17 protein-coding genes are annotated in these 22,129 nt (G+C 46.8%); 6 read left to right on the top strand and 11 right to left on the bottom strand.

Translation table 11 applies throughout. From position 1 onward, the window contains the following. The first annotated feature begins 819 nt into the window (after window positions 1-819). From ACRD67_RS07955 to ACRD67_RS07945, 3 genes are all read left to right on the top strand, one after another. Window positions 820-2,622, top strand: coding sequence for a DPP IV N-terminal domain-containing protein (locus ACRD67_RS07955; RefSeq protein WP_430966578.1), 1,803 nt, complete (start codon window positions 820-822; stop codon window positions 2,620-2,622). Window positions 2,623-3,011: 389 nt separating this feature from the next. Continuing rightward, the gene (locus tag ACRD67_RS07950; protein WP_430966576.1) at window positions 3,012-3,404 is read left to right on the top strand and encodes a hypothetical protein; all 393 of its coding nucleotides are present in this window, start codon (window positions 3,012-3,014) and stop codon (window positions 3,402-3,404) included. Beyond that, complete coding sequence (locus ACRD67_RS07945) at window positions 3,405-3,884, top strand: PEGA domain-containing protein (RefSeq protein WP_430966574.1); 480 nt, start codon at window positions 3,405-3,407, stop codon at window positions 3,882-3,884. It begins immediately after the preceding gene. Between the two features lie 27 nt (window positions 3,885-3,911). Here ACRD67_RS07945 and ACRD67_RS07940 read toward each other — a convergent pair whose 3' ends face one another. The 11 genes from ACRD67_RS07940 to ACRD67_RS07890 form a co-directional block, all read right to left on the bottom strand. Beyond that, complete coding sequence (locus tag ACRD67_RS07940) at window positions 3,912-5,870, bottom strand: heavy metal translocating P-type ATPase (protein WP_430966573.1); 1,959 nt, start codon at window positions 5,868-5,870, stop codon at window positions 3,912-3,914. A 42-nt stretch (window positions 5,871-5,912) separates the two neighbouring features. Then, window positions 5,913-6,326 (bottom strand): Fur family transcriptional regulator, encoded by a 414-nt coding sequence (locus ACRD67_RS07935; RefSeq protein ID WP_430967154.1) that lies wholly within the window; start codon window positions 6,324-6,326, stop codon window positions 5,913-5,915. A gap of 10 nt (window positions 6,327-6,336) precedes the next feature. Beyond that, window positions 6,337-7,524, bottom strand: a complete 1,188-nt coding sequence (locus tag ACRD67_RS07930; protein WP_430966571.1) for an efflux RND transporter periplasmic adaptor subunit — start codon at window positions 7,522-7,524, stop codon at window positions 6,337-6,339. A gap of 3 nt (window positions 7,525-7,527) precedes the next feature. Then, complete coding sequence (locus ACRD67_RS07925) at window positions 7,528-11,910, bottom strand: CusA/CzcA family heavy metal efflux RND transporter (protein ID WP_430966569.1); 4,383 nt, start codon at window positions 11,908-11,910, stop codon at window positions 7,528-7,530. Between the two features lie 120 nt (window positions 11,911-12,030). Next, window positions 12,031-12,345, bottom strand: coding sequence for a DUF6660 family protein (locus tag ACRD67_RS07920; protein ID WP_430966568.1), 315 nt, complete (start codon window positions 12,343-12,345; stop codon window positions 12,031-12,033). 138 nt (window positions 12,346-12,483) lie between these two features. Beyond that, window positions 12,484-13,404 (bottom strand): sugar phosphate isomerase/epimerase family protein, encoded by a 921-nt coding sequence (locus tag ACRD67_RS07915; protein ID WP_430966566.1) that lies wholly within the window; start codon window positions 13,402-13,404, stop codon window positions 12,484-12,486. Window positions 13,405-13,492: 88 nt separating this feature from the next. Next, entirely contained in the window at window positions 13,493-14,410 is a 918-nt protein-coding gene (locus ACRD67_RS07910) for an EamA family transporter (protein ID WP_430966564.1), read from the bottom strand. A 545-nt stretch (window positions 14,411-14,955) separates the two neighbouring features. After that, on the bottom strand, window positions 14,956-16,158 hold the full coding sequence (locus tag ACRD67_RS07905) for a PQQ-dependent sugar dehydrogenase (protein WP_430966562.1): 1,203 nt from the start codon (window positions 16,156-16,158) through the stop codon (window positions 14,956-14,958). Between the two features lie 160 nt (window positions 16,159-16,318). Further along, window positions 16,319-17,440, bottom strand: coding sequence for a chromate efflux transporter (gene chrA, locus ACRD67_RS07900; protein WP_430966560.1), 1,122 nt, complete (start codon window positions 17,438-17,440; stop codon window positions 16,319-16,321). 117 nt (window positions 17,441-17,557) lie between these two features. After that, complete coding sequence (locus ACRD67_RS07895; protein ID WP_430966558.1) at window positions 17,558-18,664, bottom strand: DNA alkylation repair protein; 1,107 nt, start codon at window positions 18,662-18,664, stop codon at window positions 17,558-17,560. 42 nt (window positions 18,665-18,706) lie between these two features. Further along, window positions 18,707-19,123: a VOC family protein gene (locus ACRD67_RS07890; protein WP_430966556.1), complete on the bottom strand. Its 417-nt coding sequence runs from the start codon at window positions 19,121-19,123 to the stop codon at window positions 18,707-18,709. 176 nt (window positions 19,124-19,299) lie between these two features. Here ACRD67_RS07890 and ACRD67_RS07885 point away from each other — a divergent pair, with 176 nt between their 5' ends. The 3 genes from ACRD67_RS07885 to ACRD67_RS07875 all read left to right on the top strand — a co-directional run bounded on the left by ACRD67_RS07885 (window position 19,300) and on the right by ACRD67_RS07875 (window position 22,128). Beyond that, window positions 19,300-19,974 (top strand): response regulator transcription factor, encoded by a 675-nt coding sequence (locus tag ACRD67_RS07885; protein ID WP_430966554.1) that lies wholly within the window; start codon window positions 19,300-19,302, stop codon window positions 19,972-19,974. Continuing rightward, window positions 19,967-21,241: a sensor histidine kinase gene (locus tag ACRD67_RS07880; protein WP_430966552.1), complete on the top strand. Its 1,275-nt coding sequence runs from the start codon at window positions 19,967-19,969 to the stop codon at window positions 21,239-21,241. Before ACRD67_RS07885 ends, ACRD67_RS07880 begins: the two co-directional genes overlap by 8 nt. A 332-nt stretch (window positions 21,242-21,573) precedes the next feature. Then, window positions 21,574-22,128, top strand: coding sequence for a phosphatase PAP2 family protein (locus tag ACRD67_RS07875; RefSeq protein WP_430966551.1), 555 nt, complete (start codon window positions 21,574-21,576; stop codon window positions 22,126-22,128). Window position 22,129: the final 1 nt, after the last annotated feature.

The following is a 22,129-nucleotide window of genomic DNA, read 5'->3' as shown; positions in this document are numbered from 1 at the left end:
TATTGGTAAACAGTTGGCAGTTAGCAGTGGACAGTTGACAATAATCAATGAACAATAACCGAGAAACATGAAACAGTAAGCAGTGGGCAGTGGTCAATGAACAATAATCAATTATCAATTAGCAGTAAACGAGAAACGTGAAACAGTTGACAGTGTGAATTATGAGTTATGAATGATGAATTGCATTATGCACAATGGATGGTAGCACTCGGTGTTTAATGCCAAGTGTTAGACCATGGGTTATGTTCTCTTCGCTATTGCCCGTTCCCTCTTCCCGTGTAGACTGATACTAAAGATTCCTCGCAGGCTCGGAATGACAAATCAATGCGTATTGTGATTCAGAACGCCCACCTTCCGAAGTCTCCTACGGAGGGCAGGGAGCATCGCGAGGCGAAGAATCTCAAACTTCAGGCAGCGGGCAGGTGATAGTTGTAAGTGTTAAATACTAAGTTCCGTATTCGGAATTCATCATTCGTGGTTCCCAGTAGCTCCTTCCCTTTGTTAAGGGAAGGTGGCCCCGACCGAGCATAGCGAGCGTTGGGGTCGGAAGGGTAGCAAAAGAGCATTATGCCCCAGTGAGAAAGGGTTTTTATCCCCATACTTATGCCGAGATGTCTCCACTCCCCCCTGGAAAAGGACCGAGGTGAGGGCCTTTTGAACTGTATACTCCCAATTCTACATCCGTAATTCTTCATTCAAATCGTCCCTTTGGATGTATCCGTACAAATTGATTCCGGAACAGCGTAGCGGCCTGGTAAAATTTCTGCTTTTTTGTACTTGATAACCAAGATGTCTTGCTATACCAAGTAATCTGACCCGATGAAAAAACCACTCTTTCCCATGCTTATGGTCATCTTGCTGGCCTGCAACGGTCCCTACCGGGCAGGAGAGGTATTGCGTTTAACCGACATGGAGGGCGAAGAGGAACAGCTGGCCTTTTCCCCCAACGGAGATCGTATTGCCTTTAGCTTTTGCCAAAAAGGCAACTGTGATATTTACTTGAAGTCCATCGAGGAGGACGAGCCCCCCCTGCAAATTACAAAATCGGAAGGTCGGGAAAGCCGACCGACCTGGTCCCCAAATGGCAAAATGCTGGCTTATACCGTTACCGCTAAGTCCAGGACCTATATCACCATTCATGAGCTTGCTTCAAAGCAAAGGACCTTGGTGCAGTTGGAAGGGGCGGCTCTGTACAAGCCCGGATGGTCGCCCGACGGGAAGCGTATTGTCCTGAATGGAAATGACGGCAGTTCCGAAGATATCTACCTCTATGAACTGAAAACCGCCAAATTTACAAGACTCACGCACGAACCGGGCCGAGAGGTGCATTTTGGTTTTTCTCCTGATGGACGCTACGTGGGCTATAATAAGCGGGGTGGGCCAATAGAGGATCTGTTTGCGATTTCCGTAGACGGGAAGGAGCTGATCAATATAACACAGCATGCCGGTCACGAATGGTACCCCCATTGGTCGCCCAAGGGCGATGGGGTCCTTTTCTATTCCACTTGGGGCACGGAAATGACGGAGGTATGGGTGGCCAACTTCCCAGGCACGGGTCTAAAAAGGGTATCGGACCACATCGTAGAAGATTACGGACCCGTCTTTTCCCCAGATGGGGAGGAAGTGGTCTTTATTTCCAAGCGCGATGGCCTCAACGACCTTTATGTGTACCATTTTGGGTCGGACAGCCTAAGACACCTACATATCGGTGAAAAATTAAAGGAGGGTTGGCCCTTATGGTCGCCGGACCGTACCAAATTGGCTTATTCCGCCAATCTGGAAGAACCCCATCTGTACCAGATAACCATCGCTTCGGGCAATATTAGAAGATTGACCGACTCGGCCCAGGCCGAGGAATTCCCAGCGATAGATCCGGAAGGGAATTATATAGCTTACGTGACCAAGGGTGCGGGAAGCGAATCCAATATTATGCTCTTACATCTGGGTACGGGGGAAACCAGCCCCTTTTTGGCCGGTTACCAAGGACAGACCCGTCCCCAGTTTTCCCATACCACAAAGCGATTGGGCCTAGTTCAGAGTCCGGGCGGATCCATAGTGACCAATAACATTATCACCGCTTCCCTGGACGGGACCGATTCTTTGCAAGTAACCGATTTTGGAGGGGTACGCCATTTTATTTGGACTGCGTACGACAAAGAAATCATTTACGCCTATGATAGTGTGGCCAATTATGCCTATGACATCTGGAAGCTCAATTTGCCCACTGGTGAGCGGCAACCGCTTTTTGAATCCCCGGCCGATGGGATACCTACCGATGTATCGGTCAATGGAGCGCACTTTCTGTTCCACAGCAATCTGGGCGGACAAAACAAGATCTATAGGATGCCTGTTGCCGGGGGCAGTCAGGAGCCTATTGCGCACGAGCTGGTTAACGGATGGGACGCCAATTACTCCCCGGATGGTGAACAGATCGTTTTTTTATCGGACAACAATGCGGAGAAAACCACGGATATCTATATCATGCACAGGGATGGTGGGCCCGCGCAACGGTTGACCAATGACCGTTATCGGGAGACCTCGCCCAAATGGACGGTAGATGGCAAGAGCATTATCTTCAGTGTGCAAAAAGGTAGCAAGGATATTTGGGTGTATACCTTCTAATGTCATGGTGGTTATTGTCCTTCACGTATGCTGAACAGCAAGGTGTATGTTACACGTCCTACCTACACTAAAAAACACCTTAAGGAGTGAACAAGCATGCACCAAGTTTTAGGAACTTGACCAAAAACTAAAATTGCACCAATTCCGGTATTTCCTGTAGGTAAGTTCGCTAAGTTCAACTGAAAAAAGGAACTTCCCATTTTTAATCCAAGATAGGCAGTGCTAGATAGTACTACCATATTATTTCATTTTTCCCGCCTATCACCGAATATTCCCGAGTATTACGTTGGTTTTTCGTTTTAAGTCTTTAATCACGAGTTTCGTTTTTGAGAGCACATAATGGCACTAACTCAATCTTGGATATTAATCATTACAAACTAAAAACAAAAATGAAACAAATGACTCAAATTCTGTTTGTGATAATGGCAGTTGGATTGACAAATTGTGGACCAAAAATTTCATCTAATCTTATTAACCCTCAACTAAAATTGTCCGTTGAAGAAAAAGTTGCTCTTCTAGATGTCCACCATGAATTGCCAAATAATATTATCAAGGTTGGAGACCTAAGGTTTCAAGATTCGGGCTTTTCAACAGATTGCAGTTTTAATAGTCTAATGACTAGAGTAAGAAATGAGGCAAGAAAAAACGGAGCAAATATTGCAAAGGTCATTGATAAAAAAACACCGGATTTATGGAGCAGTTGTTATCGGTTAAAAATAGAGCTATACAAATACGTTGGAGATGTTTCAACTTTATCACAATATAAATTAACCCTAGATTAAATGAAACAGATGAAAAATATTTTTAAAGTCCTCATAACTTTTCCTATGCTACTGTTTATGGGTTGTGCAACAATTATTTCAGGCTCAAGACAAACAATCAAAGTAGCCTCTATACCAAGTTCGGCAACAGTTTACATCAACGAAGTGGAGGTCGGAAAAACACCTGTAGAAAGAAGTTTGAAAAGAAATCAAGAATATCAAGTTCTAATAAAACTTGACGGTTATCAACCCTACGAAACACTTATTTCAAAAGAGTTCAATGCGTGGTACCTGGGAAATATATTAATTGGTGGGATTATTGGGTTAATAATCGACCCCATTACTGGGGCAATGTACAAACTAACACCCGAAGAACTTACTGCAAACCTGACACACGGAGGAACGGCTTTTAGGACTGAAAAAAAAGATGTTTATCTAATGGTAAATATGGACATAGACCCGGGTTGGGAAAAAGTCGGACAACTTATAAAAATGAAATAAGGTAAGCACAAAACAAAGTTCGGCCGACTAATCCCAATGCATCCGCTGTAATCGTACCGCATTTAAAATGGCCAATAAGGCGACGCCTACATCGGCGAAAACGGCTTCCCACATGGTGGCCAGTCCGCCGGCACCTAAGACCAACACCAGCAGTTTTACGCCAAAGGCCAAGGTGATGTTCTGCCATACGATACGTCGGGTAGAACGCCCAATTTTAATCGCCCGGACAATTCTAGAAGGTTGATCGGTCTGTATGACCACATCCGCGGTCTCTATGGCCACATCACTGCCCAGACCGCCCATGGCCAAACCCACATGGCTGGCAGCAAGCACCGGTGCATCGTTGATACCATCGCCAATGAAGGCCACTTTGGTACCGGATACTGCTTTTAAGGTCTCTACCTCCTGGAGCTTGTCCCCTGGCAATAGACCGCCTTTTGCCCAGTCCACACCCAAGCGTTTAACTACCTCCTGGGTAATGGTATCCTTATCCCCGGAAAGTATGATGATTTCAGAAATTCCCAATTGCCTAAGCTGTGCTATGGTCTTATGCGCATCTTCCTTGAGTTCATCGGCAATAGTGATATAGCCAGCCAATGTTCCTCCTATGGCCACCAAGACGATCGATTCCACAATGTCATCGGTCTCCTGGGGCACTGTAATTTGATGGGAAGACATCAGCGCCTTGTTGCCCACCAGGACCGTTTCACCGGCTACCTTGCCCTTTAGGCCCTTGCCTGCAAGCTCAGTCACCTCAAAAGCATCAAGTGCATCGGCCTGCAGGTTGTACTCCATGATGGCTTGGGCTATAGGATGGGTAGATTGTGCCTCCATAGCCAGCACATAGGATATCATCCTAGTTTCATCCATATTAAACGCCCGTATTTCCTTAATCTTGAACACCCCTTTGGTAACCGTACCCGTCTTGTCCATCACCACCGTATTTACCTTGGTCATGGTATCCAGGAAAGCGGCGCCCTTGAACAGAATGCCGTTTCGGGATGCTGCACCCAAGCCCCCAAAATACCCCAGGGGAATGGAAATCACCAGGGCGCAGGGACAGGAGATGACCAGAAATATCAACGCCCGGTAGAGCCAATCCCTAAACACATAATCGTCCACAAAAAAATAGGGCAAGAAAGTGAGTCCAACGGCCAAAAACACCACAATGGGCGTGTAAATGCGGGCAAATTTCCGTATAAACAGTTCGGTTTTTGACTTGCGCGCGGTGGCGTTCTGGACCATATCAAGAATTTTAGCTATGGAGCTGTCCTTGAAAGATTTAAATGCCTCTACCTCAATTACTTTTTCAAGATTTATGCTCCCTGCGAAAACTGCATCTCCTTGGGCAATGGTGTCGGGTTTGCTCTCTCCAGTAATAGCAGCAGTATTCAGCGAAGCTTTTTCCGAAAGTAGGATGCCATCCAACGGAACCTTCTCCCCTACCCGCACCTGTACTTTTTCGCCTACGGCGACATCTTCCGGGTGTACGGAGACAAAATCGTTTCCACGTTGTACGAGAGCCGTATTGGGACGTACGTCCAACAGGGATTTGATATTGCCACGGGCACGGGTCACCGCGGCATGCTGAAACAGTTCGCCTACGGTATAAAAGAGCATTACGGCAACACCTTCGGGATACTCACCTATGGCAAAGGCACCCAAGGTGGCCAGGGACATCAGGAGGAATTCGGTAAAGAACTGGCCCCTTGTAATGCTTTTCCAGCCCGCTTTGATAACGGGCCATCCCACAGGAATATACGCAACGGTATACCAAGCCACACGCACCCAGTTCTCAAAAAAGGGAGCGCTATCCGCATAGTCCATCGCGATTCCCACGATCAGCAGTACAAAACTGAAACCGGCGGGCAAATAGGTCTTAAAATTGGACGGGGCATCGCCATGGTCATGGCCGTTGTTGTCCGTATGCCCACCAGAACCATGTTTTGGAACGATATCCCTTAAATTACGCTGCCTCTTTTTCATGGGTCCAATATCCTGATAAAAGGCGTGCAACAGAAGTGCATTTTATCCGCTACATTTCTCGCATATTCCCGTTACTACCAAATTTACATCCTCTGCGAGATATCCTTCGGGCAGATTGATCTGCGGTATCTTATGTGTCGTTAAACATGAGGTCTCATGGCAATGGTTGCAATGAAAGTGCAAGTGAAGGTCCTGTGCGATCTCACAATTGCAGCCGGGTTCGCACAGTGCGTATTTGGCCACCCCGGTACCATCATCTATTTGGTGCACAACCCCATATTGTTCAAAAGTTTTAAGGGTACGGTACAAGGTGGTCCTATCCGCTTGGGTAAAGGCATTTTCAATATCGGTCAGCGCCATGGCCACTTCCTTTTGCGCCATAAACTTGTAAATAAGCAACCGCATAGCGGTAGGGCGTATCTTTCTTTCTTCCAGTACTTTTTCTATTTCGTTCATAACACCTAAATCAATGGCCATGGCCACCCTCTTCTTCACTGTTTTTTGCCTTGGCCAAAAGCACAAAGGCGTCGTCGATTACCAAATCCATAGTGGCCAGTTGCTCGGTATCGCCCTCCAAGGCGATTCCCACAAAACCGTCTTCCTCGGTTCCCAAGGTAATGGGGGTCATTTCAAAATCGTGCATCTTCATGCCTGCTTCCATGCGCTGCCCCAGAGTCTTAAAGATATAATGATTTCCGTTAAACCGCACTACCGCTTCCTCGGGAACGGCATAAACCTCTTGCGTGGCCACTTCAACTTTTGCATTTATAAAGATGCCGGGAAGCAAATCCTCGTTTTTTTCCTTGAGGTGCCCATGAATGGTGATGGAGCGGTCATCCCTCACATTGTGGCCGATCAAAAACACTTCGGCTTCCATCCATACCTCAGGTGCATTGGCTAAACGAAAACGAATGCGCTGTCCAATTTTGATCAGGGGTATATCATCCTCGTAGACCTTGAGTTCCACGTGCAGGTCTTCGGCATTGGTGATATCCATCAGCACATCCTGCGGACCAAAATATTTCCCGGTGTTGACATAGACCTCACGCACTACTCCGTTAATGGGCGAGTAGATATTGACCACGGCGGAAAAGTTGCCAGCCCGTACTGCGTTTGGATCTAGGCCCACCAGCCTCAATTTACTTTCTAAGGCCTGAATATTGGCCTTGTTCGTCAAATATTCCTGCTTGGAACGTTGAAAGACCTTGGTACTGCTTACGTTTTCGTTGCTCAGCGTCTCCTGACGCTCAAAATCGGCCTTCAGATACTCGTTCCGTGCCAGTGCCTCCACGTATTCCCTTTGAAATTCGATAAAATCCGGGTTTTCTACCCGGGCTATCAATTGGCCCTTGGTAAGCCGGGACCCAGGCAGCATATTGGTATACTTTAAAAAACCGCCATAGGGCACGGTTATGGAAATATTGCCCTGGGGAGGTACGTCTATCATTCCATTGACGTTAAGCTCCCTTCCAATGATTCGCTTTTCGGCCTTGCCGACCTTGATTTCGGTCTGCGCAAGCTGTGCCTCGGTCAGTTCTACTAGGTTTTCATTCTCTTGGTGCTCCTCCATTTTGGATTCGGACGCTCCCTGTTTACAGGAAGTTGCTAATAGCACTAGTGAAAGGATGCCGATAATATATATCTTCGTTTTCATTGCTTATTGGATTGCGATTAGATTCTGGATTTCGATGAATTTTTGGTTGTATGCATTGATAAAGGCTAAATAGTTCAGCTGTATGCCCAAAGCTCTGTTGAGGCCCTGTACATATTCTATGTACCCAATGGCACCAGCGGAAAAGCCTCTTTGTGCTTGATTCAAGAGCGCCTGTGCCTGGGGAAGTCCGTTGATTTCGTAAGCGAACAAATTGGCTTTACTTTTTTCCAGTTCCCCTTCTAAGGTCTTTAAACGGGTCAAGGTCCTATTCTCAATGGCCTGCAAGCTCGCCTCACTTTCCATACTATGGATTTTGGCCGCTTTAATCCTGGCGGAATGTGGTTTTGCCCATAACGGAATGGCCAGGCCCAAAAGGACGCCGGTAAATCTATCTCCCGAATCAAAAACTACGTTTTCGCCAGACATGGTCTGCCCTGGACCGTTAAATGACTGGTTGAAATAGCCCAGGGTAATATCGGGCAGGGTCTTGGACACGGCAACCGACTTTTCACGCCTGGCAACCTCCAATTGCTGTTCGTAGAAACCGACCAGTGGATTACTTTCCAAAGCGGTGGAATCCTTAATTTCCTTGGGAAGAACTTGGGATATGGTCTCCAAACTTCCTACCGAAATAGCAATTGGAAAATCCACATTCATCAAATTTTGCAGCTGCAGCCGTGCCGCTTGCATCTCGGCGATGTTCTCCCGAATCAAAATCTGAAGATCGGCCAGTTCTGCATTGGCAGTGGCCAGTTCCAACGCATTGCTTTCCCCAGTTTTGAATCTGAGATTGGCGGCATAGGCAAAGCGCTCATAAATGCTGTCCTGCCGCTGAAGTAATTTCTCCTTGTCCTTTAAATACCAAAGTTGGTAATAGGCAGATTTCACTAGAGCAAACAGTTCGTTCCGTACCACGACCTCCTGCAATTGCCCACTTTTGATCCTGGCCTTTGCCAACTGGTTCTGTTGGGCATAGACCGTGGGAAAGGCGAAGGTCTGACTCACATTAAAACGGGAATCGTTGTCAAAATCACTATTGGTCTGCCCGTATTCCAATCCAAAATTGGTCTTTGGCACATCAATACTGGCTCCCTTTAGGGCCTGCAACCGTTCGGTCTGCAATTGTGCTACTTTAAGATCGGGATTGTGCTCCAGGGCAACCGCCATGACCTCCTCTAAGCTCTTGTATTCCTTAGGTGGGGCAGTTTGCGCATTCACCCCGGAAATGCCCGTTAAAAGCGTTATGCCGATAAAGGCAAGGGTTTTGTTCACTTTCATTTTTGTTCCTTGTTCAAAATAATAATACAGTATGGGCAATACCACCAAGGTAAGGAAGGTGGCTGTCATAAGTCCCCCAATGACCACAGTGGCCAGGGGCCGTTGCACTTCCGCGCCCGAAGTCTGGGAAAGGGCCATGGGCAAGAATCCCAGGGAAGCCACGGAAGCGGTCATAATAACCGGCCGCAAACGCGTACGCGTGCCTTGATAAATGCGCTCTAGAACAGAGTTTACTCCGCTGTTTTTTAATCGGTTAAACTCGGCTATCAAAACAATTCCATTCAATACGGACACACCAAAGAGGGCGATAAAACCAACCCCGGCCGAAATACTAAAAGGCAGGTCTCGAAGCCACAGTGCAAATACGCCGCCAATAGCGGAAAGCGGAATGGCCGTAAATATCAACACTCCTTGTTTAAGCGAGCCAAAAGTGAAATACAAGAGGACGAATATGAGCAGCAGGGCCAAGGGAACGGCAACGGCCAATCGCTTGCGCGCCTTGACCAGGTTTTCGAACTGCCCTCCGTAGCTAATGGTATATCCGGGGTCCAAATCCACGGTTGTCTCGATCTTTCCACGTATTTCATCGACCACGCTTTCAACATCCCGATTTCGGACGTTAAACGCGACGATAATGCGTCTACGGGTGTTATCGCGCTGTATTTGGTAGGGTCCATCCTTTATGGATACCTCTGCCAGCTGTTGCAAGGGAATTTCCCGTCCGCCACTGCCATTTACGGTCATGTTCTGGACATCCGAAAGATTGGTCCGGCTACCGCCCTCCAAACGTACTACCAAATCAAATTGCTTTTCACCTTCATAGACCAAACCTGTGGAAGCCCCTGCAAAGGCCGCCTGAATTGTTTTGTTTACCGATTTTATGTCCAGGCCATATATCGCCAACTGGTTGCGATCATAGGCAATGACAATTTGTGGAACGCCTGTAACTTCCTCCACATATACATCGGCTGCGCCATCAACGGTGCCGGCTATGGAACCTATTTGCTTCGCATAGGCCGAAAGTTGTTCCAGGTCTTCCCCATAGATCTTGATGGCGACATCCTGGCGAACGCCGGTCATCAACTCATTGAACCGCATTTGTATGGGCTGTTGAAACCCAAAGGTCACCCCGGGGATCACCTCCAGGGCTTCTGCCATTTTATTGGCCAATTCCTCCCTATTGGAGGCCGACACCCAGTCGGACCGGTCTTTGAGTATAATCATCAGATCGGCCGCCTCGGGGGGCATGGGATCTGTGGGGATTTCCCCTGAACCTATTTTGGATACCACCTGCTGCACTTCGGGAAACTGGGCCAGTATGATAGCCTCGGCCTTGGTCGTGGCTTTTATGGTGTTGTTCAGGGAACTTCCGGTCATTACCCGGGTTTCCACCGCAAAGTCGCCTTCTTCCAGAGTGGGGATAAACTCGCCCCCCAAGTTGGAAAATACAAGATAGGCAAGCCCGAAGAGTGCCAAAGTTGCGGCTAAAATTGCAATCTTTGTACCCATGGCCCAATGGATGAGCGGATCGTAACATCGGTGAAAGAAGGTCATAATCCTATCCGAAATGTTCTTCTTATGTTCCGTATTCTTGCTCAGGACCAGGGCCGACATCATGGGCACATAGGTCAGGGACAGGAGAAACGCCCCAAGGATGGCAAAACTTACGGTTTGGGCCATTGGACCGAACATCTTTCCCTCCGTGCCTACCAGGGCCAGGATAGGGAGGTATACGATAAGGATAATAATTTCCCCGAAAGCGGCCGAATTTCTTATTTTACTGGCTGCATTAAAGACTTCCACATTCATTTCCTCCTGACTGAGCCTTCGACCCAGTGTTAAGGCCCCTAAATGAAATAAGGTGGCTTCCACGATAATGACGGCACCATCCACGATCAAACCAAAGTCGATCGCCCCGAGGCTCATCAAATTGGCGGAAACACCGAATAGGTGCATCATACTAAAGGCAAACAGTAGCGCCAGAGGTATTACGGAGGCCGTTATGAGTCCGGCACGCCAATTCCCTAAAAGCAACAACAAGATGAAGATAACGATCAGCGCTCCCTCAACAAGATTAGTGGTTACCGTTCCGATGGCATTGTTCACCAGTTTGGTGCGATCCAAAAAAGGCTCTATTACCACCCCTTCGGGCAGGGTTTTGCCAATAACAGCTATTTTTTCCTTGACATCCTTGATGACCTCGGCGGAATTGGCTCCTTTGAGCATCATCACTATGGCACTGACCACCTCGCCCTGGCCATTACGGGTAGTAGCACCGTAGCGCACCGCACTGCCTATCTGTACCTTGGCCACATCACTGACCAGCACAGGGATGCCATTGGGGTTCTGACGGACAAGGATATTCCTGATATCGTCCAAACTACCCACCAGCCCTTCGCTACGGATAAACAGTGCCTTGTTGTTTTTCTCGATATAGGCACCACCGGTATTTTGGTTGTTGGCCTCCAGGGCATCGAAGATTTCTGAAATGGAAATGTTCATGGCATTGAGCCGTTCCGGTCTAATGGCAATCTCATATTGTTTAAGATAGCCTCCAAAACTGCTGACATCGGCCACGCCAGGGGTTCCCAACAACTGTCTGCGAATCACCCAATCCTGTATGGTACGCAGTTCCGTGGCATCGTATTCCTTCTCGTAACCTTCTTCTGTGGTGATTACATATTGATAGATTTCCCCCAGACCCGTGGTCAACGGGGCTATCCCAGGTTTGCCGACACCTTGGGGGATTTTGGACTGTGCCTCGGCCAAGCGTTCGTTGACCTGTTGCCGTGCCCAGTATACATCTACTTTTTCTTCAAAAACAATGGTCACCACGGACAATCCGAAACGCGAAAAGGAGCGGATTTCCTCAATCTTTGGAATGGTGGCCATAGTAATCTCCACTGGAAAGGTAATAAGCCGTTCTACCTCCTGGGCAGCCAGCGTGGGCGAGGTAGTAATGACCTGTACCTGATTGTTCGTGATGTCTGGGACCGCATCAACAGGAAGCTGTTTTAGGGAATAGACCCCGACTAGTATTAGGGCAAAAGTGAGTAGACCTATAACCAGTTTATGGGTTATGGAATACCTGATTATTGTATTAAGCATAAAACGTGTTAATAGGGTTAAACTTTCCAACACAATTCCGACCTAAAGTGGGAATCATAGGGATGAGCTTGGACCTAATGCAGGTCAAAAAAGGACATAGGTATCCTTATAAAAAATGTATTATGCTTGAGGGGGATGCAAAAGGGAAAGCTGAATGTCCTTGCCCACACTGTCAAAGTAGGCAAAACGTTCCTGTAAAATGATGGGTTGAATGGGTTCAAAAACCACGATGTCCAAGGTAACACTATGGGTGTGGCAGCAATGGCATTGACAAAAGGGCGAGCATAGATCCCCATGGTCATGGTGGTCATGGTCCCCATTGAAACCAATAATCGTGGTAAGTTCCGTATCATTACCGCTTTCATCCCCATCATTGCAGGGTACAATACCGAGTGCCAAAAAATAGATGGATAATATGACGGCGATGTACTTCACAAGACAAAGATAAAAAAGAATTACATGCAATCCCGTTGCAAAGCACCAAAGTCTCACCTAGGGGATGTACCGGTACCAAGAACGGCCCTTTTGTCCTAAATCTGCAACCGATCAAAATACCAACGGGAAAGAACGCGCTTACAAATACTTCTGTAGGTGCTGTTTAAAATAGGCAGCGCTATCCGCTATGCTCTGCATAGAATCTTTGGCAAAATTGCCACCTTGTTCCAGGTAGTAGTACTCCAAACCACTAAGCTCAGCTTCTGGCAAAATGGTCGTGTAATCTATGGAACCATTGCCCAATTCGGAATAATCACGGGTTACTTTGTCCATGTCCTTAATGTGCCACATTACAAAACGTTCCGGGTCTTTGACAATCCATTCTGCCGGCCGTAGTTTGGAAGAATGCATCACCCAATACCAATCCAACTGCAGTTTTACCAGATTAGGGTCGGTTTCCTTAAGAATAATGTCGTAGCCAATTTGCCCGTTGTGGTCTTCAAATTCAAACCCGTGGTTGTGATAGGCAAAACCCAAACCGGCTTTCTTCACCCGTTCCCCGATAGTATTCAATTTTCCTGTGAGTTGTTTGAAGCTCTCAATATTCCTGAACTTGGGATCCAACCAAGGCCAGGTGATATAGTCCTGATCCAGGGCATGGGCGCCTTCAATGCATTGGTCCACGTATCTCATAAGGTCCGCTTCCGGTCGGTCAAAAAATGCGGGCAGACCGTAATGCCCACTAGAGGTCGTTAGCTCCTGATCTTCCAGTATTTTTTTGAAATCGGCCGTCTTAAAGCCATAATAACTGCCCTCTTCCCCATTATAACCATAAATCTCCAGGTCCTCATATCCCAGGGCCCTTACTTTCTTGAGGCTGCCGACAGGGTCTTTCTCCATGGCATCCCGTATCGTAAAGAGCTGAAGGCCCATTTTATATTTTTTGTGTTTTTTGGAGCGTGTCATAGGAAAACCATAAAACGGCACTAATGCTGCCGACATCAGTAAACCGGATTGTTGAATAAAACGTCTTCTGTCAAGTGTTTTGGATGCTTTCATTGGGCAAAGGGCATTATCGTTTAACGAATGTAAGGTATAAAGGTAACTTATATTTCCTATAACCCCGATGGGTTGGTTTCCCAATCTGCTATCTGCGGAAACGCGTTAAGAGTGCGCCCTTTTTCTTACTGTTGATAAAATACACCCCCGTAAGCAAAATTACCGCAGCGATTATGGATTGTAAGCTAATCGGTTCATCCAAAAAATACCAGCCCAGGAACATGGCCACTATGGGATTCACGTAGGTATTGGTGGCTACCTTCTCCGGTGAGACCGTTTTAAGCAGGTAATTGAAGGAGGTAAAGGCAACAATGCTTCCAAAAATAACCAACAGCACCATGGCCCATTGTGTTTGTCCGCTCCAGGCCAAAGGATCACTCCATGGCTCCCCAAAGGCCCTGCTCATGAGGCATAGCATGAGGCCCCCGGTGAACATCTGGTATCCGGTGTTTACAAAATAATTCTCGGGAAAATCGGCCTTACCAACAAAAAGACTGCCATAGGCCCAAGCTAACATGGCCGCAAAGATCATGGCAATGCCCCAAATCGAGTTTTCCTGGGCCATGACCGTTTTCTGGGTAATCAATAAGTACATTCCCAAGATGCCCAGGGCCACACCTACGAGCGACATGGGCTGTATTTTCTTTCCCTGTAGCAACCACATCATCAACAGGATAATCAAGGGCTGCGCGGAAATCTCCAAAGCCGCAAAATTACTATCCACGTATTTTAACGCCCATACCACTACCCCATTTCCGAAACTTAGGAAAAGAAAACCGGCAAGTATGGTATTCCCCAGTTGTTTTTTGGTAATACGGAGGCTTTTGCCCATCAGGGCCGCTATGGCAAAGATCAATACCCCAGCGGTTACAAAGCGCAGTCCCGCCAGCATAAAGGGAGGCAATTCCGCTACTGCAATTTTATTGAGCAGGTAGGTAGATCCCCAAATGACATAAATGGAGAAAAAAGCAGCGATTATCAAGGGTACCTTGGGACCGGTTCTCATGTGTCTGTTACAAAATGAACTGCAATATTAGCGCATTCCGGTGAGGAAAGGCAATGAAGAGTGAACAATTATTGGTTGGCAGTACACAGTGGGCAGTGGGCACACCTTCGCTAAAGCTTCGGTGTATAATGACAGTGAACAATAAGCAATTGACCTTGAATTTGAGCTTGCTATTGAACCTTAAACTTTGAACTCCAAACCCTAAACCCTAAACACCAAATTCCAAACGCTAAACCTTGAACCTGGACAATCGGCAGGGAATAATGAAACTAAAGATTCCTCGCAGGCTCGGAATGACAAATGATTCTATATTGTCATTCAGAGCTGAGTGAAACGAAGCGAAGAATCTCGAAGCAATAGTCAGTAGTCAGTAATCAGTTTACAGTAAGAAACAACAATAAACGAAAAACCTGAAACCAGAAACAGTTAACAATAGGCAGTGGGCACACCTTCGCTAAAGCTTTGGTGTATAATGACAGTGAACAATAAGCAATTGACCTTGGACTTGAGCTTGCTCTTGACCCCTAAACCTTGAACTTTAAACCTTAATGCGTGCTCGCCACACGGGTATCACTATAGGACACCCGATAGATGGCATCACCAAAATCGTCCGAGATCAATAGGGAGCCATCTTCCAGGAACAACAGGTCCACGGGTCTGCCAAAGGCCTCTTGGGTAGCCTCGTTGAGCCATCCATCCAAAAAGGTCTCATAGGCCACGGTTCCATCCTCGGCTTGGCTTACCAAGGTAATCCTGTACCCCACTTTGGAAGAGCGGTTCCAGGAACCGTGTTCGGCAATAAAGGCTACGCCCTTGTATTTTTCGGGGAACATGTCTCCTGTGTAGAATTTGACCCCCAGTGGCGCCACATGTGCGCCCAAGGCTTGTACCGGGGCCACAAAATCCGAACAGGGATGTTGATCCCCAAATTCGGGATCTTTTACCGTACCTCCATGGCAAAAGGGGTAGCCAAAATGTTGACCGGCCTCTGTCACCTTATTCAGTTCACAGGGCGGGATATCATCACCTAGCATGTCCCTTCCGTTGTCTGTAAACCACAGTTCTTCAGTTTCTGGATGCCAGGTAAAGCCTACCGTATTTCGAACCCCTTTGGCATAGATTTCCCTATTGCTACCATCAGGGTCCATACGGGTTATAGTGGCGTACCTTGCATCAACCACTGTACTGTCGCATATATTGCAGGGGGCACCTACCGGCACGTACAGTTTATCATCGGGTCCAAAGGCAATGTACTTCCAACCATGATGGAATTCCGTTGGGTAATCGTCATAAATTACCTCGGGCTTCGGTGGATCGGATAATTGTGCTTCTATATTGGAGTATTTAAGCAGTCGGTTGACCTCGGCCACAAACAGGGCGCCATCCTTGAAGGCCACGCCATTGGGAACTTCCAGGGTAGTGTCTAGAACAAATGTCTTATCGGCCCTGAAATCCCCATCCAAATCTTGGATGGCATACACCTTGTTTTCATTTCGGGTGCCTACAAAAAGGGTTCCATTCCCTCCCATGGCCATGGAGCGTGCACCATCTATATTGTCAGCGAACACTTCAATCTTAAATCCGTCAGGAAGGTTCAGGCTGTCCAGCGGCAAATGAGATCCAAGCTCCGGTACCTCCTTTTGGGTGTCCGTTTCGGCTGGAGCCTTCTTTTTTTGGTTACATGAAAAGGCCGATAGGGACAGAACCAGTAGACAGGCAATTCCCTGTAGTGCTTTAGTTGTATTCATTTACGTAGTTGTTTGGCTGCTAAAATACTATTAAGAACGATTCGCACATAGTAAAAACAGGACAAAGTCATCTTTAATTTTATCATCCTTGGGTGGGAACAGGCCTCATACCAACGAGTGTCATCAAATAATTTATGGCCTATTGGATGTAGACATACGCTCATATCCAACTTAGCAGATAACCGATCAATGCTCCTCCCAAAACAATAAACGCGCTGTTTAGTTTTTTGAAAACGAATACGGTGATCAATCCGGCAATCGCAATAACGATTGTTCTCCAATCGATAAGTGTATCCTTGCCCATTTCAAAACAGACCGCCAGGATCAAGGCTACCGCGGCAACATTCACGGCATCCAAAAAGGTGCCGATCCACTTTGATCTGCGCATTTTGGGGATTAGGGGGTTCAAGATAAGAACAAACAGGAAGGATGGGAGGAAAATACCAATAGTTGCCGCCAAGGCTCCCCAAGCACCCTGCATCTGCCATCCAATAAAGGTTGCGGTAGACAATACCGGACCTGGGGTAATCTGCCCTACGGCCACGGCATCGAGCAATTCTTGCCGTGTAAGCCACCCGTGGGCCACCAACTCCGAATCCAGAAAGGCAAACAGCACGTACCCGCTGCCGTACAGAATGGCACCGACCTTTAAAAAGGTCAAGAATATTTTTAAGGCTTCCAGTTTTATAGGGGCCGCTGCCTGCATTATCAAAAAGGGGGCAATACTGTTCAACCTTGTTCCGCCTCTTTCAAGAGCGTAGATCAGTAAACCCAGGAAACCACAACCAAACAGCACGGCAATTTCATTGATCCCCAAAAGGCTGGACGTTAGGGCCACTATTCCCAAAATAGCAAGTTTGGTGCTCTTTACGGCCTTTTTTCCCAGTCGATAGCCCGCCATTACGATAATGGCGATCACTGCAGGTTTAATGCCATAAATATACGGTGCTACCTGGGGTAATTGACCGTATTGCTGGTATAACCAGGCAAATACCGACGTGATGACCACCGCGGGAAAAATAAAACTAAGGCCCGCAGCAAATAACCCTTTCCAACCGGCTCTTTCATGCCCACAGTGCATGGTCATTTCGGTGGAATTGGGACCTGGGATCAAATTGGTAGCGCCTACGAGATCCAGAAAGTGTTCTTGGGTCATCCACTTTCTTTTTTTTACCACTTCGTCCTCCATCATGGCGATATGGGCCGCTGGGCCCCCAAAGGCAATACTTCCCAGTTTAAAAAAAAGTTTGGCAATTTCTTTTAGCTCACGCGTTTGGGACATTTTAAATTCGGTTCCGTTTGGTTCATAGCATCACAACGGTGTCGAATTTACTTAATTTTTAGATAACCGAGACCCGCGAAAACATGAACCCGTTTGCTATTACATCCTGAACACCAACTACCCTACCAGCTCAAAATCATGCCGGTCCGACTCCCGTCCATTGAGGATGATGGACAACTGGTGCCTCCCAAGGTGGAACCTCCGGGTGGTTATGGGTTTAAAGGGTTGTTTTCTTCGGATAATATGGGAGGTGCTTTCAGGATAATCCTTTTCGCTTATCTTAAAAACCTTTTTGGATAAGGTACCGTTGGCCTTTTGATAATACAGTCCGTATTCCAATCGCACTTTGGTTGGAATCCTGGCGGTATTGATCAGTTTACAGCTAAATTCGAGCGATTCCCCAATTTTTACCTTGGGCGTAAGGATCTGGAGGTCCTCCAACTTAATTTTCCTTACATCACCAAAACCGAACAATTGCATGACTTCCGGGCTTCCCTGTTTCAGGAGCGTCCTGCAAGCATGTTTGAGGAGCTTGTCTGTGTCCGGACGCTTTCCCTTCCATTTCTTTGCCAGGGAAACCACCAAATTGGGATGGTCCTTTGAAATATCGTTTAAGTTGTTGGCGACACTTCTGCGAACATCCTCCGATACATCGTTCTTTAGATTTTCCAGAATGGGGAGTATCAAAGCCGGGTCATCTTTTAAGGCCGGAATGGCCATGGCCCAAGGGAGTCTGGGTCTGCAACCCTCGGAGGCAAGCCTTCGAACTGCCGGATGATCGTGTTTTGACCAGGATAGCATTTGCGCCATCATCTCTTTTTCATAAGTAATGACAAAAGGACGGACGGCAAATTCACAGCTCACAAATTGGGTAAGTTGCTCCATCGTCTTCACGGAGGTCCCATAGGCTTTAAGGCCGTATATTTCCACAAAATCGGGGAGAAAGATAAACTCCAGCTTATCTGCCCTGAATCCGGCCTCCCGTAATTCCGGGATTATCTTTAAAATGAACTCCGCGTTCTGTTCAAAGTCATCTGATAGTTGGTCCTTTAGGACCAGGCTTATGTGTCTCATTCGCTGTTTCAGCTCCCTATTTTCCCATTCATCGTCATAGATCTGCTCCAGGAATGCGGAGCGATCAAAACGGGGAAGGTGTAGTTCTACAATTGCCGTGAATTTTTCAAAAAATTCCGTAGAATAGATGTTCTTGAATAGTTCTGCCATTACAAGTCGGGTTTAATGTATTGCACATACGGGTGGTGAGGATCAGACGTTGCCTTTTTCATCGATGGGCAAATAGGGGTTGTATGCGATTTCCCACAGGTTTCCATCCGGGTCGGAAATATAGCTGCTGTATCCGCCCCAGAAGACCTCCTCGGGCTTTTTTACGATTGTTACTCCCTTAGATTCCAATTGTTCGATCAAGGCATCCACCTCCTCCTTGGTCCGGGTATTGTAGGCCAGTGAAAAGGCCTTGAAACCACTGCCTTCGGAAGCTACCCCGGCATCCTCGGCAAGTTTTTCCCTTGGATAGAGCGATAACAGTAGCCCGTTCAGTTGAAAAAAGCTAATCCCTTCATTGTTGGTATCCATTTTTTTCCACCCAAAATTTTCCTCGTAAAACGCTGTCGAGACTTTAAGATCGGCTACGCCAAGTCCGACAATGGTAAGTCGTTGTTCCATATTTCTCCTTTTAGTATATTTTCAAAAAGTATTCTGCCATTTGTGGCCCGTTAAAACAAAAGTAGGACAGAAAAGTGACAGCGGTATGTCAACAGGAAATTCATTGTGTAACTATGGCCCATACTTTAAGTTTCGTTTAGATTTAAGTGGTATTTTTATGGATTAAGAAAGGACCGATGAAACTACTGATCGCAGAAGACGAAGTTGCCCTGCAGGAGTCCATTATCAAATTTTTAAAGCGGGAAGGTTTTGTGTGCGAAGCCGCATCCAACTATGACGAGGCACTGTACAAGGTATCCCTATACGATTATGATGTTGTTGTGCTCGATATCAATTTAATAAGCGGTAGTGGCCTGGACGTGCTAAAAGCCTTAAAGAAAGAAGGCAAAAAAAGCGGCGTGATCATCATCTCGGCCAATAATTCCTTGGACGATAAATTGGAAGGCCTAGATCTGGGAGCGGACGACTATATCACCAAACCCTTCCACCTAACGGAATTGAACGCTAGGATCAAAGCGGTGCTCAGGCGTGGCAAATACGGTGGGGATGTTTGTCTTGTCCATAACGAGATAACCGTGAATACCGAATACAGACAGGCTTATGTGAACGACCGTACCATGCCCTTGACCCGAAAGGAATACGATCTGCTGGTTTATTTTATGGTGAACAAAAATAGGGTGCTTTCCAAGGAGGTCATCGCGGAACACCTATGGGGAGATCATATTGACTTGGCAGATAATTTTGATTTTATTTACGTGCATATCAATAACCTGCGGAAAAAGTTGACCAAAGTGGCCGCAGACTACATTAAAACGGTCTACGGTATAGGCTATAGATTTACCGATGGCTAAGCGTATGGCAAACAGGCAAAAAAAAGTAAACCTGCTTAAGAGGACTTCCCGGAAATACCTGATTTCTGCGGTGGTGCTAATGTTGGTAAGCTTGGTACCCCTCTACTTTGTGACACAACATTTTATCCGTGACGAAACCGATGATTCCTTAAAATCTACCCTGTACAGAATAGAAAAACTCCTTGGCGAGGGACAGCCGGTAAAATCGATCCATCCAATTATAGAAGTACAGGAGACCGAATTGACCGGAGGCATAACACTAAAGGATACCCTGATCTATGACCCCTTAGAAAGCGAAATGGAGCGCTTCCGCCAACTCTCTGCCTATAAAAAGGCCAATGGCAAAATGTATCAAATCTCCGTACGGATATTATTGGTAGAGTCCGAGGACATTGTGCTTGCCATTCTTACGGCTTTTTTGGGCATCATACTTATAATTTTCCTGGCCCAGTATTACTTTACCCGCCAACATACCAAAACCATATGGATGCCTTTTTTTGAAAATCTGCACAGGATCAAGACCTTCTCCCTGTTGTCCGGAAAGAAAATAGAGCTGATCGAGACCGACATCCTAGAGTTTTCAGAACTGAACAACGAACTGTACACGCTCACCGAGAAGGTGGCCTTGGATTACAAGAATCTAAAACAGTTTACAGAGGATGTTTCCCATGAGATTCAGAATCCCCTGGCCATTATGCAGGCCATTATTGGGACCATTATAGATGACAATGCGGTAAACGACCAGCAGTTCCAACAGCTCACGGAACTGCAGCAAAATGTACAGCGTCTGGCCAGGCTCAACAAAAAACTGGTGCTGTTGGCCAAAATAGGGAATCAACAGTTTGCCTCTTCCGGAACCCTAAATATCGTTGAGGTTTTACAACAATCGATCGAGGACCATCAGGAAATGGGTTCCGTTTCCATTAACATGGAAGCTGCAGATCCCGTTGAAGTGCATATGGACCCGACCTTGGCAAGAATACTTACCGATAATCTCTTGTCAAATGCGGTAAAATACACCCCGGAAGATGGGCAGATCTTCGTCAATGTCACCAACACTTCCTTTACGGTTTCCAATACTGGGGATCAACCCATAGCAGCGCCCGAAAAGCTCTACGACCGCTTTTATAGGGAGGACAACACTAAAAAATCCCTGGGGCTGGGACTGGCCATTGTAAAGAAAATTTGCGACAGCTATGGCCTGAAAATTCAATACGCATTTAAAGCGCAGTACCACCAGTTTTCTGTCTATTTTCCGCAGCATTAGGTGTTTTTAGATTTCCTTTAACTCTCCTTCGGCATAGGGCCTTGTGCTTATGGTCATATTTAGAATCGATTCTTCTGTGCTGAACCAATGGAAAATAACCCTATTGTTCCTTCCCATGCATGCCATATCCAGAAATACAATCCTCAGATCCTACAGTTTTAGGCATTTCGGACCATATGTTTTTGATCAAACTTTACAATCGCTGTGAAGGAGGCTTAAGATTTCCTTTAGAATTCCTTAAAAGCATTTTTAGAATCCAAGCCCATATTTACAGAACCATTAAAACACACCCTATCCGGAGCATTTCTACTTCCTTGTTAATGCACTTTTAGATGAATCGTATACTGAAAACCGGCACAGCTCACTTGATATCGCTCCTGTCATTATTTTCCATGGGAAACCTCAGCGCCCAAAACGAAACCGTGGAAACGATAGGTGATGTTTTATTGATTACCATCCCTGCCACAGCGCTTGGGAGTACGGTTATTCTGGGGGATACGCAGGGTATGTGGCAGTTTAGTAAAAGCTTTTTATTGAACCGGGGCCTGACTTCTGGGCTAAAGGAAATTATTAACAAGTCGCGCCCTTTTGACAGTGGCGGAAGGGCGTTTCCATCGGGCCATACCTCTGCCACCTTTCAGGGCGCCTCCTTCATCCAAAGACGATACGGTTGGAAATACGGGATCCCGGCCTATGTTTTGGCCGGATTCACCGGATACAGCAGAATAGCGGCAGACAGGCATGATGGGTGGGATGTGTTGGCCGGCATGGTCGTTGGCGTGGGAAGTACCTACCTGTTTACCACTCCTTATCAACGGGAGCATTTTGAGCTCACCTTTTCAGCAAGCGAAGGCTCCTATATGATTGGGTTCAATTACAAGTTTTAAA

Origin of the sequence: Eudoraea algarum (assembly GCF_050589645.1) — a bacterium.
Lineage (GTDB): Bacteria > Bacteroidota > Bacteroidia > Flavobacteriales > Flavobacteriaceae > JBNGOQ01.
The sequence above is the reverse complement of the archived record's forward strand: the minus strand, read 5'-3'. Positions and strand labels throughout refer to the sequence as shown.

What these genes read in the sequence shown, in the direction of transcription:
- ACRD67_RS07940 (WP_430966573.1), bottom strand. Translation starts at nt 5,870, where the DNA reads ATGAAAAAGAGGCAGCGTAATTTAAGGGATATCGTTCCAAAACATGGT.
- ACRD67_RS07915 (WP_430966566.1), bottom strand. Translation starts at nt 13,404, where the DNA reads ATGAAAGCATCCAAAACACTTGACAGAAGACGTTTTATTCAACAATCC.
- ACRD67_RS07950 (WP_430966576.1), top strand. Translation starts at nt 3,012, where the DNA reads ATGAAACAAATGACTCAAATTCTGTTTGTGATAATGGCAGTTGGATTG.
- ACRD67_RS07905 (WP_430966562.1), bottom strand. Translation starts at nt 16,158, where the DNA reads ATGAATACAACTAAAGCACTACAGGGAATTGCCTGTCTACTGGTTCTG.
- ACRD67_RS07910 (WP_430966564.1), bottom strand. Translation starts at nt 14,410, where the DNA reads ATGAGAACCGGTCCCAAGGTACCCTTGATAATCGCTGCTTTTTTCTCC.
- ACRD67_RS07935 (WP_430967154.1), bottom strand. Translation starts at nt 6,326, where the DNA reads ATGAACGAAATAGAAAAAGTACTGGAAGAAAGAAAGATACGCCCTACC.
- ACRD67_RS07875 (WP_430966551.1), top strand. Translation starts at nt 21,574, where the DNA reads ATGAATCGTATACTGAAAACCGGCACAGCTCACTTGATATCGCTCCTG.
- ACRD67_RS07945 (WP_430966574.1), top strand. Translation starts at nt 3,405, where the DNA reads ATGAAACAGATGAAAAATATTTTTAAAGTCCTCATAACTTTTCCTATG.
- ACRD67_RS07885 (WP_430966554.1), top strand. Translation starts at nt 19,300, where the DNA reads ATGAAACTACTGATCGCAGAAGACGAAGTTGCCCTGCAGGAGTCCATT.
- ACRD67_RS07930 (WP_430966571.1), bottom strand. Translation starts at nt 7,524, where the DNA reads ATGAAAACGAAGATATATATTATCGGCATCCTTTCACTAGTGCTATTA.
- ACRD67_RS07955 (WP_430966578.1), top strand. Translation starts at nt 820, where the DNA reads ATGAAAAAACCACTCTTTCCCATGCTTATGGTCATCTTGCTGGCCTGC.
- ACRD67_RS07880 (WP_430966552.1), top strand. Translation starts at nt 19,967, where the DNA reads ATGGCTAAGCGTATGGCAAACAGGCAAAAAAAAGTAAACCTGCTTAAG.
- ACRD67_RS07890 (WP_430966556.1), bottom strand. Translation starts at nt 19,123, where the DNA reads ATGGAACAACGACTTACCATTGTCGGACTTGGCGTAGCCGATCTTAAA.
- ACRD67_RS07895 (WP_430966558.1), bottom strand. Translation starts at nt 18,664, where the DNA reads ATGGCAGAACTATTCAAGAACATCTATTCTACGGAATTTTTTGAAAAA.
- chrA (WP_430966560.1), bottom strand. Translation starts at nt 17,440, where the DNA reads ATGTCCCAAACGCGTGAGCTAAAAGAAATTGCCAAACTTTTTTTTAAA.
- ACRD67_RS07925 (WP_430966569.1), bottom strand. Translation starts at nt 11,910, where the DNA reads ATGCTTAATACAATAATCAGGTATTCCATAACCCATAAACTGGTTATA.